The sequence below is a fragment of the Bacillus sp. TH30 genome (assembly GCF_016650875.1).
Taxonomy (GTDB): domain Bacteria; phylum Bacillota; class Bacilli; order Bacillales; family Bacillaceae_G; genus Bacillus_A; species Bacillus_A mycoides.
Genome location: NZ_JAEKEY010000002.1, coordinates 2031392 through 2048522, shown reverse-complemented (window position 1 = coordinate 2048522; position 17131 = coordinate 2031392). Strand labels below are relative to the sequence as shown.

The following is a 17131-nucleotide window of genomic DNA, read 5'->3' as shown; positions in this document are numbered from 1 at the left end:
GTATGAGAATATCAGTTGTTATTCCAGCGCATAATGAAGCAAGTACTTTATCACAAGTTTTAATAGAAGTGGAAAAGTTGAAGCCTTATGAAATTATTGTAGTAGATAATGGATCGACAGATGGAACGAGGGAAATCGCATTAGAGCATAATTGTCATGTGATTTACTATAGAAATCCCCTCGGTAATGATGTGGGACGGGCAGTTGGAGCTAAAGAAGCACAAGGTGAAATTATATTGTTTTTAGACGGTGATATTGTCATTGAGAGTAAAGAACTACAACGTTTCGTGAAAGGAATTCAGCAGGGTCATCAAATCGTTGTGAATAATTTAACATGGTCTGTGTATTTAAAGATGAGACCACATTATACAACAGTTGGAAAATGTATGTTGAATCGTTATTTGAATAAAAAAGAGCTTGTTGTTGGTTCTTTAATTGCAATTCCACATGCGATGAGTAGGGAAGTTATTCAGAATCTTGGGTGGTGGAACTTAGCAGATCCAGCACTATTTCAAGCGATGGCGATGTCTAGAGGAGTAGATATTGCCGATATGGCTTCGGTCGATGTAATTCACACGAATAAGGTTCGTCCTGTGCATACGGGTACATCACCTGGTTCTCCTTATCCGAAAGCGACTAGTCGTATTATGGGTGATCATTTACGTGCTTTGCAATATGTAATCGAAACATATGGTAAACGCGGCGGTTTTTCGGAGGGAAACAGGGATAGAGAGTTTATAGGGAAGTATAAACCAGTTTTATTACAAAAGGAAAAAGCGAAATACAGTGCGATTATACCAGTATCAGAAGAAAGAATGACTATAAGATCTGTCATACAAGAAGTGAAAAAAGCAGGTGTAGATGAAATTATAGTTGTTGCGAATGGAGCGGATGTAGAGACAATTAAACAAGCAAAACTAGAGAATGTTATTGTAGTTGAATTCGCGAAGGCACTTGGACATAATGTAGCTCGAGCGATAGGGGCTATGCATGCTACGGCAGATATTTGTTTATTTGTTGATGGTGATTTTGCTATTCCGGCAAAAAAGCTAATTCCATTTTTGCATGCTATTGAAGACGGAAATGATGTGGCGTTAAATGATTTGCAATGTTTGTTAGATATGTTTCACCCGGCAGATCCAATTAGTATGGGGAAATATTTCGTGAATTTGGTAGCGAAACGACCAGATTTATGGAACAACTCATTAACGGCAGTGCCACATGCTATGCATAAAAAGGTAATGGAAAAAATTGGATATGATTCCCTTATCATTCCACCATTAGCTCAAATGAAAGCTATTTTAGAAGAATGCTCTATTACAGCAGTGGAATTTGTAGATGTTATAAAAACAAATCGAGTACGTCCAGAGCAACATGGGTTTGTAAATGGAAGAATTCCTGCATTTGATCGTATTTTCGGTGATCAGCTTGAGGCGATTGCTTATTTATTACAACATACGAATGGGCGCGGGAGTTTTACAGACGGAGAAAGGGATAGAGATATAATACTACAATTGAGAAGGGAAGAAGAGAATATAGATGAATGCTAGTAGTAAAGTAACCATTATTGGATTAGGATATGTTGGCCTTCCTTTAGCGGTCCTTTTTGCAGAAAGAGGACATGCTGTACTTGGATTAGATAAAGATACTAGGAAGATAGAATCAATAATTAAAGGAGAAAGTTATATTCCTGATGTTTCTTCTAACGTATTACAAAATTTATTGAACGAGAGAAAATTAATAGTAAATACACCAGATAAAGGTGTTGCGGAGTTCCAAAATAGTGAGTATGTTATTGTGACTGTGCCAACGCCAATTAATGAGAATAAAGAACCCGATTTAAGTGCACTCGTTTCAGCCTCCCATTATATACAACAACACCTTCAAGAAGGACAAACCTTCATTTTTGAAAGCTCCACATATCCAGGTACACTGGAGGAAGTTATCATTCCGATTATTTCTCAAACAGGTAAAAAGGTAGGAGAAGATTATTATATTGGCTATTCTCCAGAACGAATTGATCCAGCGAATAGCCAGTATTCAGTCCAAACTATTCCGAAAGTTATTAGTGGACAAACCGAGCAGTGTAAACAAAAAGTACAGGATTTGTATAGCACTATATTTGATGTAGTCGTTCCAGTTAGCTCTCCGAAAGTGGCCGAGATGTGTAAGCTATTTGAAAATATTCAGCGCTTAGTTAATATTTCATTAGTAAATGAGTTAAATATACTTTGTGAAAGTTTGAATATTAATTTTTATGAGGTGCTTGAAGCGGCATCTACAAAACCGTTTGGATTTACTCCGTATTGGCCAGGACCAGGAATAGGAGGACACTGTATTCCGGTAGATCCTTTATATTTTCAATGGAGAATAAAAAAGAGTGGAGCAATTAGTCAATTAATTGAGGCAGCACATGTAATTAATGAAGAAATGCCAGCGAAAATAATTGGGAAAGTAAAAGGTGTGGTGCAATCACCCGCAACGGTTTTAATAGTAGGGATTGCATATAAGAAAGATGTAAATGATTTGAGAGAATCACCGGCGTTGCCAATTATTCAATTATTAATAAAAGAAGGATACAAGATAGAATATCATGATCCGTATATTTCTACAGCGAAAATTGGAGATACACTATATCAATCTGTTCCATTAGATGAACAAAGAATTAAACAAGCAGATTGTATTTTAATTGTAACGGATCACTCTAGTATCGATTGGAATCTTTTTAAAGGGATTGAGCGATTAATAGATACACGTGGAATCGTAAAGAAGGTGAGTGTATGAGTGAAAAATGTTTAATTACAGGTGGAGCAGGATTTATTGGTTCGCATTTAGCTGAAGAGTTGGTGAAAAGAGGTTATGAAGTTACTATTGTGGATAACTTCTATAAAGGAAAAAATAAATATCATAATGAGTTAATGAAAGAGCTCCGGGTTATTCCAATAAGCGTTTTAGATAAAAATTCAATTTATGAATTAGTGAATCAACATGATGTGGTGTTTCATTTAGCTGCAATTTTGGGAGTCAAAACTACAATGGAAAAAAGTGTAGAGCTTATTGAAACAAATTTCGATGGAACGAGAAATATTTTACAAGCAGCGTTAAAAGGGAAGAAGAAAGTAGTATTTGCATCTACTTCTGAAGTATATGGAAAGGGAGAGCCGCCATTCTCTGAAGAAGGAGATCGTTTATACGGTGCAACTTCCAAAATACGTTGGAGTTATGCAATTTGTAAAACGTTAGAGGAAACATTATGTTTAGGGTACGCATTAGAAGGTTTACCTGTAACGATTGTTCGTTATTTTAATATTTATGGTCCAAGAGCGAAAGATGGTCCGTACGCAGGAGTAATTCCACGATTTATTCGTGCGGCTTTGCAAGGTGACGATATTCTCGTGTATGGAGATGGAAAGCAGACACGCTGCTTTACGTATGTAAGTGATGCGGTCGAGGCAACAATTCGTGCAATGGATGAGAAGGTAAATGGTGAAATTATTAATATAGGTTCTGAGAATGAAAAAAATATAAGGGTAGTAGCGGAAGATATAAAAAAATTAACGAAGTCTATTTCCAAAATTGTGCACGTTCCATTTGAGAAAGTATATCCACATGGATTTGAAGAGATTCCAAATAGAAGACCAGACGTAACGAAATTAAGAGAACTTGTTCAGTTTCAAGCGAAAGTAACATGGGAACAAGGATTGAAAGAAACTATTAAATGGTTTCGTGAAGAAAACAATGGCTAAGTCGTTATCAGTTATTATTCCCGTATGTAATGAAGTGGATACGATTTCAGATGTGGTTCAATCGGTAAAACCATTGAATCCAGTAGAGATTATTGTAGTAGCAAATGGTTGTAATGATGGTACAGAAGCGATTGCTGAGAGCTTAGGATGTACAGTAATCCAGCATAAAGAGTCACTTGGTAACGACGTTGGACGCGCAGTTGGTGCAAAACATGCGATAGGTGATGTATTACTGTTTGTAGATGGAGATTTTGCTATTCAAACTTCAAAATTACAATTATTCCTTAATCCGATTTTACATGATCAGGCGGACATCGTTTTAAATAATTTGGACGCATTATTTTTAAAGAAACAAAAACCGCACTCCGTGACAGTATGGCGCCAAATATTAAATGCAATGTTAGAGCGTGAAGAATTAAAAATTGATTCTTTATTATCTGTACCTCATGCGCTGACGAAGGAAGTTGTGCAAAGTATTGGAGACGAATGTTTTGTTAATCCTATTGTGGCTCATCTACGCCTAGCACAAAGTAAATGGAGAATTAGTCGTCATTGTGCAATTGACGTTATTACGCCAAATAAATTTCGTCCATTCGAGCATGCTGCATATGGCACGGATCTTTCTCAATCTGAAAAACGAATGATAGGTGATCATATAGAAGCTGTAGCAGAGCGGATATTAGGCAGCGATGGGCGCGGAGGATATTATGATGGAAATAGGAAAAGAGAGAGTGTCTATCATACTCTAAATTTTGAAGATTTTTATCAAGGATGGGGCGTTACATCTAATTTGTATAAAGGAGAGCAATTATCGGTAATTATTCCTGTGCAAAATGAAGAGAAAACAATTGGAAACGTTATAGAAGAGCTTCGCAAAATTGAACCTTTTGAAATCATCGTTGTTGTAAATGGTTCGTCCGATAAAACGGCAACAATTGCAAAAGACAAGGGAGCAACAACAATTGTGTATAAAGAAGCACTTGGAAACGATGTGGGGCGTTCGCTTGGAACTTATTTTGCAAAAGGAGAAATTGTTTTATTTATAGACGGTGATTTTGTTATTCCAGCTAGTGAGCTATATCCCTTTGCAAAAGCTATTGCAGATGGAACGGATGTCGCATTAAATGATTTAAATCATTATTTAGATTTGAGAGTACCACTTCATCTTGTAACAGCATTTAAATATGCATTAAATTTAGCTTGTGATAGAAAAGATTTAGGAGTAGGCTCTCTTATTGCTGTACCTAATGCGTTTAGTCGTACTTGTTTGAAGGAAATAGGGTATAAATCATTATTGTCACCTTGTGTAGCACAAGTGAAGGCTGTACTTTCAGGTTTTGAAATCGCTTGTGTAAGTCGTGTCGATGTTGATAAGATGAACCGTATTCGTCCCAGTGAACATTTCGCAAAAATAGGTCATCCTCCAGCTGTCCTTCGAATTATTGGTGATCATATAGAAGGATTAGAGCAATTAATTGCATTAACAAACAGTCGTGGTGGATTTTATGATGGAAATAGAAAAAGAGATGTTTTATAGTGGTAACAAAAAAAGTGTACAACGTATGTACACTTTTTTGCTCTGTTATAAAAACTATAACAGATTAGGAGATAAGAGTATTACAGCTCTACAATGGGTATCGTTCTTATATTACAAAATAGGACTCGTATATAAGGATACCAAAAAAATACAATTAAAGAAAGGGTTAATTCTAAAGAGTTTTATATGAGGTTAACACTATGTATGTAGTAGTTTGCTCAACATTTCACAAACATGTCACAACTATTTCGTCCACCTCCGAAAAAAAGTAGTATTCTAAGTGTGTAAGCTGTTATATAAAAAAACGCAGTCCTGTACTAATCAAAAATGGAGGAGATTAGGATGACTCAAGTATTAGAAAATGTAAAAAACGCGTGGGAAAACTTTAAAGGTGAAAAATGGAAAGCAGAGATTGATGTTCGCGATTTCATTTTAAATAATGTAAACGTTTACGAGGGAGAAGACTCTTTCTTAGCGGAAGCAACTGAAGCAACGAAAAAACTTTGGGATCAAGTAATGGATTTAACAACAAAGGAACGTGAAAACGGTGGCGTTCTTGATATGGATACAAAAATTGTTTCTTCTATTACATCACATGAACCAGGATATTTAAATAAAGAGATTGAAAAAGTGGTCGGTTTCCAAACTGATAAACCATTTAAACGTTCTTTACAACCATATGGTGGTATTCGTATGGCGGAACAAGCTTGTGAAGCGTATGGATATGAAATGGATAAAGAACTTAGCAAGATTTTCAGAGACTGGCGTAAAACTCATAATCAAGGTGTATTTGATGCATACACACCAGAAATGAAAGCGGCTCGTAAATCAGGTGTTATTACTGGTCTTCCAGATGCATATGGACGTGGACGTATTATCGGTGACTATCGCCGCGTAGCGCTATATGGTATAGATCATTTAATTGAAGCGAAAAAAGCTGATTATAATTTAACTGGCGGTGTAATGAGCGAAGATACAATGCGTTTACGCGAAGAATTATCTGAGCAAATGCGTGCACTTCAAGAGTTAAAACAGATGGCTGCTTCTCATGGATTCGATATTTCTAAGCCAGCTACAAATGCACAAGAGGCCTTCCAATGGTTATACTTTGCTTATCTTGCAGCAATTAAAGAGCAAAACGGGGCAGCAATGAGCCTTGGACGTACATCTACATTCCTAGATGTTTACATTGAAAGAGATTTAGCAAATGGTACTTTAACAGAAGAAAAAGCACAAGAAATTGTTGACCATTTCATTATGAAATTACGTCTTGTGAAATTTGCAAGAACACCTGATTATAATGAACTATTCTCTGGAGATCCAACTTGGGTAACTGAATCTATCGGTGGTATGGCGTTAGACGGTCGTCCGTTAGTAACAAAAAACTCATTCCGTTTCTTGCATACATTAGATAATTTAGGACCAGCACCAGAACCAAACTTAACAGTTCTTTGGTCTAAACAATTACCAGAGAACTTTAAAAACTACTGTGCGAAAATGTCTATTAAAACATCAGCAATTCAATACGAAAATGATGACATTATGCGTCCTGACTACGGTGATGACTACGGTATTGCTTGTTGTGTATCAGCAATGAGAATCGGTAAACAAATGCAGTTCTTCGGAGCACGTGCAAACTTAGCGAAAGCATTACTATATGCGGTTAACGGTGGTAAAGATGAAAAGTCAAAAGCACAAGTTGGTCCTGAATATGCACCAATTACTTCTGAAGTATTAGATTATGAAGAAGTTATGCGTAAATTCGATATGACAATGGAATGGTTAGCTGGTCTATACTTAAATACATTAAATGTAATTCACTATATGCACGATAAATATAGCTATGAACGTATTGAAATGGCACTTCATGATACAAATGTTCTTCGTACAATGGCAACAGGTATCGCTGGATTATCTGTAGTAGCAGACTCTTTAAGTGCAATTAAATATGCACAAGTAAAACCAATTCGTGATGAAAATGGTATTGCAGTTGATTTCGAAATTGAGGGAGATTTCCCTAAATATGGTAACAATGATGATCGTGTAGATGAAATCGCAGTAAATCTTGTGAAAACATTTATGAACAAGATTCGCAAACATAAAACATACCGTAATTCTGTTCATACAATGTCAATCTTAACAATCACATCTAACGTTGTATACGGTAAGAAAACTGGTAACACTCCAGATGGACGTCGTACTGGAGAACCATTTGCACCGGGCGCAAACCCAATGCATGGCCGTGATACAAAAGGTGCATTAGCATCATTATTATCTGTAGCTAAATTACCATATGAAGATGCACAAGATGGTATTTCAAATACATTCTCTATTATTCCAAAAGCACTTGGTAAAGAAGATGATGTACAAGTACGCAACTTAGTATCTATGCTTGATGGATATGCAATAAAAGAAGGACACCACTTAAATATTAACGTATTTAACCGTGAAACATTAATGGATGCAATGGAGCATCCTGAAAAATATCCACAATTAACAATTCGTGTATCTGGTTACGCTGTTAACTTTATTAAATTAACTCGTGAACAACAAATTGATGTAATAAACCGTACAATGCATGAAAGCATGTAAGTGAAAAAAGTGTCCCTCCGCTTTTAATATATAGCGGAGGGAGGCTGTTTCAATAAAGGAGGAAGTAACATGGTAAAAGGAAGAATACATTCTGTAGAGTCTTGTGGTACTGTTGATGGCCCAGGGATTCGTTATGTCATATTTACACAAGGGTGTTTATTACGTTGTCAATATTGTCATAATGCTGATACATGGGAAATCGGTAAAGGTAAAGGAATAACAGTTGAAGAAGTGATGCAGGATGTGACATGTTACCTTCCATTTATTGAAGCTTCTGGAGGCGGTATAACAGTTAGCGGTGGAGAGCCACTATTACAGCTAGACTTCTTAACCCAGTTGTTTAAAAAGTGCAAAGAAGCTGGTATCCATACAACAATCGATTCTTCTGGCGGTTGTTATTCTGAAGAACCAGAATTCCAAAATAAGCTAGATATTTTAATGGAGTATACAGATTTAGTTTTATTGGATTTGAAGCATATTGATTCAAAGAAACATCGTAAATTAACAGGGAAACCAAATGAACACATTTTACAATTTGCTCGTTATTTATCGGATAGAAAGAAACCAATTTGGGTAAGACATGTATTGGTTCCCGGTGTTACCGATGGTGAAGAGGATTTGCAAAAATTATCAAACTTTATTCAAAGTCTATCTAATGTTAAGAAAGTGGAAGTGCTGCCATATCATAAGCTCGGTGTTTATAAATGGGAGGCACTTGGACATAAGTATCCACTTGCGGATGTGAATCCACCGACAGAAGAAAATGTTGAACATGCAAAACATATTTTACAAGCAGTCTAACCTAAACATTTGGTTAGGCTTTTTGTTTCTTCATAATAAAATCTAGAGTATATATTTAGAAAAGAGTATACTGAAAAGAGAATATCCATATTTTTGTAAAGAATAAGCGGAGAAATTTACATAATTGTAAAGGGAAATCAAAATAGTAAAAAGAATTAAGAAGTAAAAGAGTGAGTATTATGGAATATAGAACATTTGTAAGTTATTGCGAAAGCTCTTATAGGAAAGTATAATGTAAAGATATGAGCACAGATAGGATTAAGGGGTCAATCTTATATGCTTTGCATATCCACGACAGATACATAGCTAACAGGGAAGTATTAGAATCCGAGTATGTAGTTTTTAAGGAAAATGTTTTTCCTATTGTCGTATATGCAATATGGAGAAACAAAAAGCTAGGAGTGGATTTGTTTGATAAAAAACCCCAAGGTTTTAATATTAACTGCACATTACGGTAACGGTCATGTGCAAGTGGCAAAAACATTAGAACAAACATTTCGCCAAAAAGGAATCGAAGATGTAATTGTATGCGACTTGTTTGGAGAATCACATCCAGTTATAACCGATATTACAAAATTTTTATATTTAAAAAGCTATACGGTAGGAAAAGAATTATATCGTTTGTTTTATTATGGTGTAGAGAAAATTTATGATAAAAAAATAGCATCTTGGTATGCGAATTTTGGGAGAAAGCGTTTGAAGACGCTATTACAGGTGGAGAAACCGGATATTGTTATTAATACCTTTCCAATCATCGCTGTACCAGAATTGAAAAAGCAAATAGGTATTTCTATTCCTGTTTATAACGTATTAACGGATTTTTGCGTGCATAAAATATGGATCCATCGAGAAGTAGATCGTTATTTTGTAGCAACCGATCATGTGAAAAAAGTGATGGTTGATATCGGTGTACCTGCAGAACAAATTGTTGAAACAGGGATTCCGATTCGTAGCAGTTTTGAGCTAAAGATAAATCCAGCAATTATATATAATAAATATCAGTTATGTAAGGATAAAAAGATGTTACTAATTGTAGCAGGTGCTCATGGTGTGCTAGGGAGTGTAAAAGAGCTATGCCAGTCATTTATGTCAGTACCAAACTTACAAGTAGTTGTCGTTTGTGGGAAAAACGAAGCTTTAAAGCAGGATTTAATGGAACTACAGGAACAAAGTTCTGATGCTTTAAAAGTATTTGGTTATGTTGAAAACATTGATGAATTGTTCCGTGTTACTTCTTGTATGATTACGAAGCCAGGTGGTATTACATTAAGCGAAGCAGCAGCATTACAAGTACCTGTCATTTTATATAAACCTGTCCCAGGACAAGAGAATGAAAATGCGTTGTATTTTGAAAAAAAAGGGGCTGCAGTTGTAATTCGTGATGATAGTGAAGTTTTTGCAAAAACAGAGGCGTTATTACAAGATGATATGAAGCTTCTTCAGATGAAAGAAGCAATGAAAAGTATTTATCGTCCTGAGCCAGCTGGTCATATTGTGGATACAATTTTGGCAGAAAATCATGCAGAGCCGAATCATATACCTATTAAATCACCAGTTCTTGCCGAATCTTTTACTTAATATGAAACCCTCTTTTAAGCATTTAAAGAGGGTTTTTTTTATTGTTGTAAAAAAAATAAGCGTGAATTATTAACTTATCCCGCTATTTGTGGGCAGTAAGACCCCTACCTCAAAATTCAGCGAAAGCAAAGAAGTTAGGTGGGGATCAACTGCCCGTAAAAGCCCGATTGGTGAGGGCTAATAATCAGTGGGGATAAACAAAACTCCCACTGATTAAAGTTTCACTTTATCCACAAAGGATTGCGCTTCTATTAGACAGTAAAGTCGAAATATTAACAACTATATCCACATAGTCCACAATTTTTAGAAAATTATCCACAATTCTCACGTTACGAATTCATTTAAATAAATGAATTCGTAAAATACTTTTGTAATTTATGCACAATTCTACGGTTTTTGTGGATAAGGTTGTCCACAAAAAAGGTTCCTTATAAATAAGGAACCTTTTTTGCTAATTAATTGGAAAATATTATGTAATGAAACTGAATAATTAGGGGGAAACCTTCTAATTATTCAGTTTCACTTTAAATACTTTTTGAGCGATAGCCCGCTGCACGATCTGCTTTTCGAAATTCTCGCTGATAGAGAACTTCTTGTGTACTAGATAATGTGTTTTTTGCTTTATCACGTTTCTTTTTATCCATTACAAATCACCTCGTGTCCTAAAGTCACTATCTATCGTTTCCAAAGACATGGGGTGATATACATATATGTCAAACTAGTAATGATTAATTATCATTTCTGAATTTTTAGACTACGCCTCTTTTAATTGGTGTGCTTCTTGGAATGTTGTATCTCGCATTGTTGCAAGTGTATACTGATCTTTTGGAATTTCATATAAATTATATACTTCTTCATGCGCGTTAATTTCATCATAAACGGCTTTTCTTGTTTCGTTTGCTAGATTTACATATTGTAGTTTTTCGGCAGCTTTAATAGACCGAATATTTATTTTACGAATACGCATAAAAATCGTTTCAATATCTAATTCATAGAAAAGTTCGCTAAAAAATGAATCTTTCGCCAATTTATTATATCCTTTACCATGATATGGTTTGCCAAGCCAAGTTCCGAGGAATCCAGCTTTTTCTTGCACATCAAATAAAGTAATTGTGCCGATGGGGTTACCCCATTCATCTAAAATTGTGCGTGAGATTAATTCTCCACGCTCTTCGGCTTCGATTGTTTGTTTCGTTAAAAATAAATATTCTTCATAAGAATAGGCCTTTTGACGCACAAAAGGGAAGACAGCAGGATCCACCATTAATTCGTATAGAACGTGGCTGTCGTGTAAGTCGCGTTTTTTCAACACACTAACTCCTCCTCACACGAGGGTAGCATGACGAAAAAGCACCCACCCTCGAAATTTTTATATCAATCTTTAAAAAATTTCGGGGTGGGAATCGAACCCACTAGAACCAGTTTCTAACGCTGGTGGCGCACCATTTGCCTTCCCCATTCATCAATTTGAAAATGATAATCACGACACAAATTGATTATGGTTTCATTCAGTTTATAATCGTATAATACTGTATCTAGTCAAAAAAATAAACTAGTTTTTTTTATTTTTTTTGTAAATTATTTTTCCGTCAATCATAGTGAGTACAGGCTTGGCTAAATAATGGAAAGGATGATGTGTCCATAACACGAGGTCAGCATCTTTTCCAACATCAATGCTTCCAATTCTATCCTCCAAACGTAAATTTCGAGCTGGGAAAATAGTGATTCCTTCCAACGCTGTTTTCTCATCTAATCCTTCTCTTACTGCAATGGCAGCGCAAACATTTAAATATTGAATTGGTGTATAAGGGTGGTCGGTTGTAATAGAAACTTCTACTCCATTTTTCGATAAAATATGATAAGTATCCCACGTTTTGTTTTTAAGTTCGATTTTCGAACGTCGCGTAAGAGTAGGTCCAACTGAAACTTTTAAATTGTGTTTCGAAAGCTCTTCAACAATAAAGTGTCCTTCTGTACAATGTTCAATACGTAAATCAAGATTGAATTCTGTCGCAAAGCGTAAAGCTGAAGTGATATCATCTGCGCGGTGAGCGTGGATACGTACCGGTATTTCTCGGCGGAGTGCTTTTAAAATAGGTAGCATTCGAAAATCAGCTTCATGCCCGTAGTGTTGTGCGTCATAGAATGATTCACGAAGTAACCCCATAATTCCCATACGTGTTATTGATTCTTTTGTACCGTTGCTATGGAACTTTTTAGGGTTTTCTCCAAAGGCAATTTTTAAACCAGCAGGTTCCTGAATAATCATATGATCAATACAAGTTCCAGCAGTTTTTATTACGCAAGTAGTACCGCCGATAATGTTTTGGCTTCCGGGCATCACGTGAACAGTCGTAACACCATTTTGTACAGCGTCTTGAAATGCAATATCAAAAGGATGAATCCCGTCTAAAGAACGGATATGTGGTGTTGAAACTTCGGATGTTTCATTTGCATCATTACCAGCCCAACCAGTACCTTCATCGTAGAGGCCAAGGTGAGTATGAACATCAATAAATCCAGGCAAGAGATGAAGAGCTCGTGCATCTATAACGGTCATATCCTGAGTAGTATCAATATGAGGTTTGACCGCGGCAATGCGTTCTCCTATAACGAGTACATCTCCTTGAAACTTTTGGGATGTAATAGGATATACAATGGCTTGTTTGAGCAATATTTTCATAGAGACCTCATTTCCGTCACCTTGTAATGTGTAGAATAGGTTTAGACAAAGTAACTGAAAGGTTTTTCGTGTAGTAATGCTCCGGTGTTTAAAAAGTAAGAATTCTTGGAGGAGATAGACTACCCGTAAAACTGTATTTTAAAAGTACTACATTGTATGCAAGAGGATATTTTGTAATGCATGGTTAACTGTTGGAAATGTGTATTGATATCCATGTTTAATAGCTTTATTGGGTAATACATGTTGCCCTTCTAATACAAGTATACTCATCTCACCGAGTAAAGCGCGAAGTACAAATGAAGGAACAGGTAGCCAATGAGGTCGCCTAGTTATAGTGGCAATAATTTCACCGAACTCTTTCATCCGTATTGGCGTTGGCGCTGTAATATTAAAAGGTCCGTCAATTTCTTTTTTGTGAATGATGAAATCAATCATGCGAACGACATCGTCTATATGAATCCATGATAACCATTGGTTTCCAGATCCAAGTGTACCGCCGATATATAATTGATAGGGAAGTAGCATTTTTGGAAGAGCTCCTCCATCTGCGCCCAATACGACTCCAAATCTTGTGTAGACAGTTCTTATTCCAATGGAGCGGGCTTTAGATGCTTCTTGCTCCCACAAATATACTGTGTTTGCTAAAAAGTCATCTCCTGAAGTCTCTTGCTGTTCTGTAAAAGATTCGGTTTCAGATGTCCCATAGTATCCAATGGCACTTGCATTAATAAATGTGTGTGGCTTTGTTTCAAGGGTTTGTAATTGTTTAATGAGTCCTTTTGTTGTTTGAATTCTACTGTTTAAAATTAATTCTTTTTGTGTTTTTGTCCATCTACTATTAATAGATTCTCCAGCTAGATTAATAACTACATCGATAGAGGAGAGAGGGAAGGTCTGTAAATCCGGTGTCCACTGTACGTATTGAAGGTTAGTGTGTGAAGTTTCAGTAATTTTTTTTCGAGTAAGAATGTAAACAGTAAATCCCCTTTGAATAAAAAAACTAGAAAGGGATTTGCCTATAAAGCCAGAGCCACCAGAAATTGCGATTTTCACAATTATTTCCTCCTCATTATATATATTCTCGAAAAGAAAAAACGTTCCTTGACTATGTTAAAATAATAGAGAGGTGAGAGTATGACTGTCATTACAAAAATAGAAGTGCAAAAACGATCGAAAGAACGATTTAATATTTATATTGATAAAGGTCAAGGTGAAGAGTACGGGTTTAGTGTGAATCAATCAATCTTAATGAAACATGGGTTACAAAAAGGCTTAGAAATTGATGAAGTAGCGTTAGGGAATATTTTGTACAATGAAGAGGTACAAAAAGCATATTTACAAGCGATTTCCTATTTATCCTATCAAATGAGAACAAAACAAGAAATAGAAGATTTCTTACGAAAAAAAGAAGTGGGACAGGCCATCATCTCTGAAGTCGTTTCGAAATTATTACATGATCGATATATTAATGATAAAGAGTACGCTATTTCATACGTGCGAACGCAAAGTAATGTGAATCAAAAAGGTCCAACTGTTATTAGGAGAGGGCTATTAAGTAAAGGTGTTCAGGATTTAATCATTACACATAGTTTACAAGAGTATCCAAAGGAGAAGCAAATGGAGAATGCTTTGTTTCTTATAGAAAAGAAGAAAAAATCTTATCAAAAGCATTCATTTTTACAAATGAAGCTAAAGTTAGATGAAATGCTTGTTCGTAAAGGATATTCTAGAGATGTGATTCAAATTTGCTTGGAAGAATTGAAAGACGAAAAAGATGACGAACAGCAACAAGAAGCGTTACACTATCATGGGAATAAATATTATGAGAAATATAAGAAGTATGATGGTTGGACATTCGAAAATAAGGTGAAGCAAGCGTTATATCGAAAAGGATTCTCTATTGATGAGATAGATATATTTTTACAAATGAAACGTGAAGAGGGATGAGGAAATAAGATGGGTACGCCAAAACGCTACAGTGAAATGACACCACATGAGCTAAGGGAAGAAATTGGGGTTTTGAAGGAGCAAGCAGTAAAGGCTGAGCAACTTGGAATTGTAAATGAATTCGATGTATTAATGAGAAAAATGGCTATGGCTCGTGCTTATATGATAGATATAAATAAATTCCATATTGGTGAGACATATGAATTAGTAGAAGAACCTGGTGTGGTATTTAAAATTACGTATTTCAATGGGGTATTTGCTTGGGGATATAAGCAACATGATAATGAAGAGATTGGAATACCAATTTCCCTATTGCAAGAAAAATAAAAACCAGAGAGCGAATCTCTCTGGTTTTCATCTTTGGTAGGCGTTAAAGGAGATAGGAGATTCTAAAATTGGCGTTTTTTACATTCGTTTGCCAGTATAATGAGAGACTGGGTTTGTTGCGTCTGTCCGTTAACTTGCGCCTTCGCATGTTTTGGACGAGTCCACGTATGGTTAAATAATTCAGAACGACGATCTAAATGGTCACGGTAGCTCATCTTTATCACCTCGTGTAGGAATTTAATTTGTACTACTCTTCCTGCTGATTTGCAGCACGCATACGCTCTTGTGGGTGCGTGTTAATTGTGCCGTTAGGTCGTTTCGAAGCGAAGCGTGATTTCGCTTTCGGTTGACCGTCGATTTTGCTGTTGTTTTTTGACTCAGACCAAAATTCGGCTTGTCTACCCATTAAGAACGCCCCCTCATTATCAGTTGATACCTCTTTAAGAAGTATCACTTATAGAATGTGCAAAATAGAAGAAACTATCCTTTAGAAATTAAGGGAATAAATAGGTAAAAGGAGAATAGAACATGAATGATATTTATGAAACATTAACGAAAGAATTATTAGATAAAAATGACAACCTTTCTTACGCACAAGCTCGTGCATGGGTTGAATTACTGTGGGAAGATTTCCGAACAACTTATGCTAAATCAGGTCGTTACCAAGGTGAGGAAATGACTGAACAAGTGGTACGAACATGGGTTAATAATCATGGAGGGCGCCTTCATGAAATGCGTACAAATAATCCGAAGTATAGCCATTTAATCAATCAAGAAGATCATTTGAAACATTAAAAAAAGCGACGTAGGTCGCTTTTTTTAATGTGGAAGCAATTCCAGTTTCTTTCGAAGTTTCTCTTCGCTGAAAATCCATCCTGTATATGAACTAATAATATTTAAATTTTGATCGAGCTGAACGATTGCGACGAATGGATAATAATCTTTACTTCGATACCGCAAATCAATAAATCGAACTTCATAATAGTTATCATAATCGAAAATATCCCAGCGATATACAGGCGAGAAAGATAAGAAAGCAGATATATTTTCATCTCGCACAGCAGCTTGCATAATGGCGGTATTCGGGAACGGTACGCGATCGAATTTGTCGTATACAAGGATGTTACCGCGGTGCCATCTTGCGACGTAGTAATGTTCAGTTGTAACGACGGCTAAATGATAATGATAAAATTTGTAAGAAGGAGAAATAATTACTTTCTCTACATTTTTGAAACGTTTGTATACTACGCTTTTGATATTTCGATGCATCATAATGCGCCCAATGTAGTAAACAAACATTAATATATACGCTGCTAAAGCAGTATAGCCTTTATGTGCTCCGACAAGCATACAGGCGATAGCTAGTATATGGATAAAGAAAATGACAGTATCAAACGTATTAATTATGCCGAGCGCTACCCATTTTTTTGTGAAGGGCCTTAATGCCTGTGTACCATAGGCATTGAAAATATCCACAAAGACATGAAGAAAGACGGCAATAAATGACCAAAGTAGTAGATGCAGATAGGGAGCGTCTGAAAAGAAGGCGAAAGAGATGCCGCTTATAAGGAGTGACCAAAGGATCACTGCAGGGATGGAATGAGTAATCCCGCGATGATTTCTTATATATTTAGCGTTATTACGCAATTTTAAAACTGTATCGATGTCAGGAATATTGGAACCGGCAATTGTTGCAAGCATCACTGCTTGTGGCCCAATATCACTTTGTGCTATAGCTGGATCTAATGTTGCCAAACTGCCTAGAGTAACGCCCATAACAAGGTGAGTGGCTGTGTCCATAGAAATCCACCTCCGTTTTTTATTAATGTAACTCTTTTTATTCGATACCTCAAGTCCTTTGCCTTCTATTTCCTATGTCATCTTACTTAAATTTTTTCCTAAAATCTTTATAATAGTACG

The 17131-nt window shown here is 36.0% G+C and carries 18 protein-coding genes; 11 read left to right on the top strand and 7 right to left on the bottom strand.

Translation table 11 applies throughout. The features are described from left to right. Positions 1-2: 2 nt before the first annotated feature. From JFU20_RS12715 to JFU20_RS12680, 8 genes are all read left to right on the top strand, one after another. Positions 3-1550 (top strand): glycosyltransferase family 2 protein, encoded by a 1548-nt coding sequence (locus tag JFU20_RS12715; protein WP_201039229.1) that lies wholly within the window; start codon positions 3-5, stop codon positions 1548-1550. Continuing rightward, positions 1540-2784, top strand: a complete 1245-nt coding sequence (locus JFU20_RS12710) for a nucleotide sugar dehydrogenase (RefSeq protein WP_201038665.1) — start codon at positions 1540-1542, stop codon at positions 2782-2784. The genes JFU20_RS12715 and JFU20_RS12710 overlap by 11 nt, the downstream gene beginning before the upstream one ends. Next, positions 2781-3746, top strand: a complete 966-nt coding sequence (locus JFU20_RS12705; protein ID WP_002166985.1) for an NAD-dependent epimerase/dehydratase family protein — start codon at positions 2781-2783, stop codon at positions 3744-3746. The genes JFU20_RS12710 and JFU20_RS12705 overlap by 4 nt, the downstream gene beginning before the upstream one ends. Further along, positions 3739-5283 carry a glycosyltransferase family 2 protein gene (locus tag JFU20_RS12700; RefSeq protein WP_002166984.1) on the top strand — a complete coding sequence of 515 codons (1545 nt, stop codon included), beginning with the start codon at positions 3739-3741 and terminating at the stop codon, positions 5281-5283. Before JFU20_RS12705 ends, JFU20_RS12700 begins: the two co-directional genes overlap by 8 nt. Continuing rightward, positions 5252-5473, top strand: coding sequence for a hypothetical protein (locus JFU20_RS12695; protein ID WP_201038664.1), 222 nt, complete (start codon positions 5252-5254; stop codon positions 5471-5473). The genes JFU20_RS12700 and JFU20_RS12695 overlap by 32 nt, the downstream gene beginning before the upstream one ends. Before the next feature lie 152 nt (positions 5474-5625). Continuing rightward, positions 5626-7875 (top strand): formate C-acetyltransferase, encoded by a 2250-nt coding sequence (pflB, locus tag JFU20_RS12690; protein WP_201038663.1) that lies wholly within the window; start codon positions 5626-5628, stop codon positions 7873-7875. 69 nt (positions 7876-7944) lie between these two features. Further along, entirely contained in the window at positions 7945-8676 is a 732-nt protein-coding gene (gene pflA / locus JFU20_RS12685; RefSeq protein ID WP_201038662.1) for a pyruvate formate-lyase-activating protein, read from the top strand. Positions 8677-9087: 411 nt separating this feature from the next. Continuing rightward, positions 9088-10254 (top strand): diglucosyl diacylglycerol synthase, encoded by a 1167-nt coding sequence (locus JFU20_RS12680; RefSeq protein WP_033715623.1) that lies wholly within the window; start codon positions 9088-9090, stop codon positions 10252-10254. Positions 10255-10778: 524 nt separating this feature from the next. Here JFU20_RS12680 and JFU20_RS12675 read toward each other — a convergent pair. From JFU20_RS12675 to JFU20_RS12660, 4 genes are all read right to left on the bottom strand, one after another. Beyond that, entirely contained in the window at positions 10779-10898 is a 120-nt protein-coding gene (locus JFU20_RS12675) for a YfhE family protein (protein ID WP_000358484.1), read from the bottom strand. A 110-nt stretch (positions 10899-11008) separates the two neighbouring features. Further along, on the bottom strand, positions 11009-11566 hold the full coding sequence (locus tag JFU20_RS12670; RefSeq protein WP_002091129.1) for a GNAT family N-acetyltransferase: 558 nt from the start codon (positions 11564-11566) through the stop codon (positions 11009-11011). Positions 11567-11806: 240 nt separating this feature from the next. Beyond that, positions 11807-12937: an amidohydrolase gene (locus JFU20_RS12665; protein WP_002010318.1), complete on the bottom strand. Its 1131-nt coding sequence runs from the start codon at positions 12935-12937 to the stop codon at positions 11807-11809. A 147-nt stretch (positions 12938-13084) separates the two neighbouring features. After that, on the bottom strand, positions 13085-13990 hold the full coding sequence (locus tag JFU20_RS12660; protein WP_002010320.1) for a TIGR01777 family oxidoreductase: 906 nt from the start codon (positions 13988-13990) through the stop codon (positions 13085-13087). 81 nt (positions 13991-14071) lie between these two features. Here JFU20_RS12660 and recX point away from each other — a divergent pair, with 81 nt between their 5' ends. Together recX and JFU20_RS12650 are read left to right on the top strand one after the other, a co-directional pair. Further along, entirely contained in the window at positions 14072-14884 is an 813-nt protein-coding gene (gene recX, locus JFU20_RS12655) for a recombination regulator RecX (RefSeq protein ID WP_002029629.1), read from the top strand. Between the two features lie 9 nt (positions 14885-14893). Continuing rightward, on the top strand, positions 14894-15211 hold the full coding sequence (locus tag JFU20_RS12650) for a YfhH family protein (RefSeq protein WP_002010323.1): 318 nt from the start codon (positions 14894-14896) through the stop codon (positions 15209-15211). Between the two features lie 62 nt (positions 15212-15273). Here the strand turns inward: JFU20_RS12650 and JFU20_RS12645 are convergent, their stop codons facing one another. Both JFU20_RS12645 and JFU20_RS12640 read right to left on the bottom strand, forming a co-directional pair. After that, positions 15274-15426, bottom strand: coding sequence for a YpzG family protein (locus JFU20_RS12645; protein ID WP_002010325.1), 153 nt, complete (start codon positions 15424-15426; stop codon positions 15274-15276). A 32-nt stretch (positions 15427-15458) separates the two neighbouring features. Continuing rightward, entirely contained in the window at positions 15459-15617 is a 159-nt protein-coding gene (locus JFU20_RS12640) for a small, acid-soluble spore protein K (protein WP_002010326.1), read from the bottom strand. A 122-nt stretch (positions 15618-15739) separates the two neighbouring features. Here JFU20_RS12640 and JFU20_RS12635 point away from each other — a divergent pair, with 122 nt between their 5' ends. Then, complete coding sequence (locus JFU20_RS12635; protein ID WP_002010328.1) at positions 15740-16006, top strand: YfhJ family protein; 267 nt, start codon at positions 15740-15742, stop codon at positions 16004-16006. Between the two features lie 24 nt (positions 16007-16030). Here the strand turns inward: JFU20_RS12635 and JFU20_RS12630 are convergent, their stop codons facing one another. Beyond that, the gene (locus JFU20_RS12630) at positions 16031-17011 is read right to left on the bottom strand and encodes a metal-dependent hydrolase (RefSeq protein WP_002010329.1); all 981 of its coding nucleotides are present in this window, start codon (positions 17009-17011) and stop codon (positions 16031-16033) included. Positions 17012-17131 lie beyond the last annotated feature (120 nt).

Coding starts and splice junctions, on each gene's coding strand:
- JFU20_RS12715 (WP_201039229.1), top strand. CDS start 3: ATGAGAATATCAGTTGTTATTCCAGCGCATAATGAAGCAAGTACTTTA.
- JFU20_RS12710 (WP_201038665.1), top strand. CDS start 1,540: ATGAATGCTAGTAGTAAAGTAACCATTATTGGATTAGGATATGTTGGC.
- JFU20_RS12705 (WP_002166985.1), top strand. CDS start 2,781: ATGAGTGAAAAATGTTTAATTACAGGTGGAGCAGGATTTATTGGTTCG.
- JFU20_RS12700 (WP_002166984.1), top strand. CDS start 3,739: ATGGCTAAGTCGTTATCAGTTATTATTCCCGTATGTAATGAAGTGGAT.
- JFU20_RS12695 (WP_201038664.1), top strand. CDS start 5,252: ATGATGGAAATAGAAAAAGAGATGTTTTATAGTGGTAACAAAAAAAGT.
- pflB (WP_201038663.1), top strand. CDS start 5,626: ATGACTCAAGTATTAGAAAATGTAAAAAACGCGTGGGAAAACTTTAAA.
- pflA (WP_201038662.1), top strand. CDS start 7,945: ATGGTAAAAGGAAGAATACATTCTGTAGAGTCTTGTGGTACTGTTGAT.
- JFU20_RS12675 (WP_000358484.1), bottom strand. CDS start 10,898: ATGGATAAAAAGAAACGTGATAAAGCAAAAAACACATTATCTAGTACA.
- JFU20_RS12665 (WP_002010318.1), bottom strand. CDS start 12,937: ATGAAAATATTGCTCAAACAAGCCATTGTATATCCTATTACATCCCAA.
- recX (WP_002029629.1), top strand. CDS start 14,072: ATGACTGTCATTACAAAAATAGAAGTGCAAAAACGATCGAAAGAACGA.
- JFU20_RS12650 (WP_002010323.1), top strand. CDS start 14,894: ATGGGTACGCCAAAACGCTACAGTGAAATGACACCACATGAGCTAAGG.
- JFU20_RS12645 (WP_002010325.1), bottom strand. CDS start 15,426: ATGAGCTACCGTGACCATTTAGATCGTCGTTCTGAATTATTTAACCAT.
- JFU20_RS12640 (WP_002010326.1), bottom strand. CDS start 15,617: ATGGGTAGACAAGCCGAATTTTGGTCTGAGTCAAAAAACAACAGCAAA.
- JFU20_RS12635 (WP_002010328.1), top strand. CDS start 15,740: ATGAATGATATTTATGAAACATTAACGAAAGAATTATTAGATAAAAAT.
- JFU20_RS12630 (WP_002010329.1), bottom strand. CDS start 17,011: ATGGACACAGCCACTCACCTTGTTATGGGCGTTACTCTAGGCAGTTTG.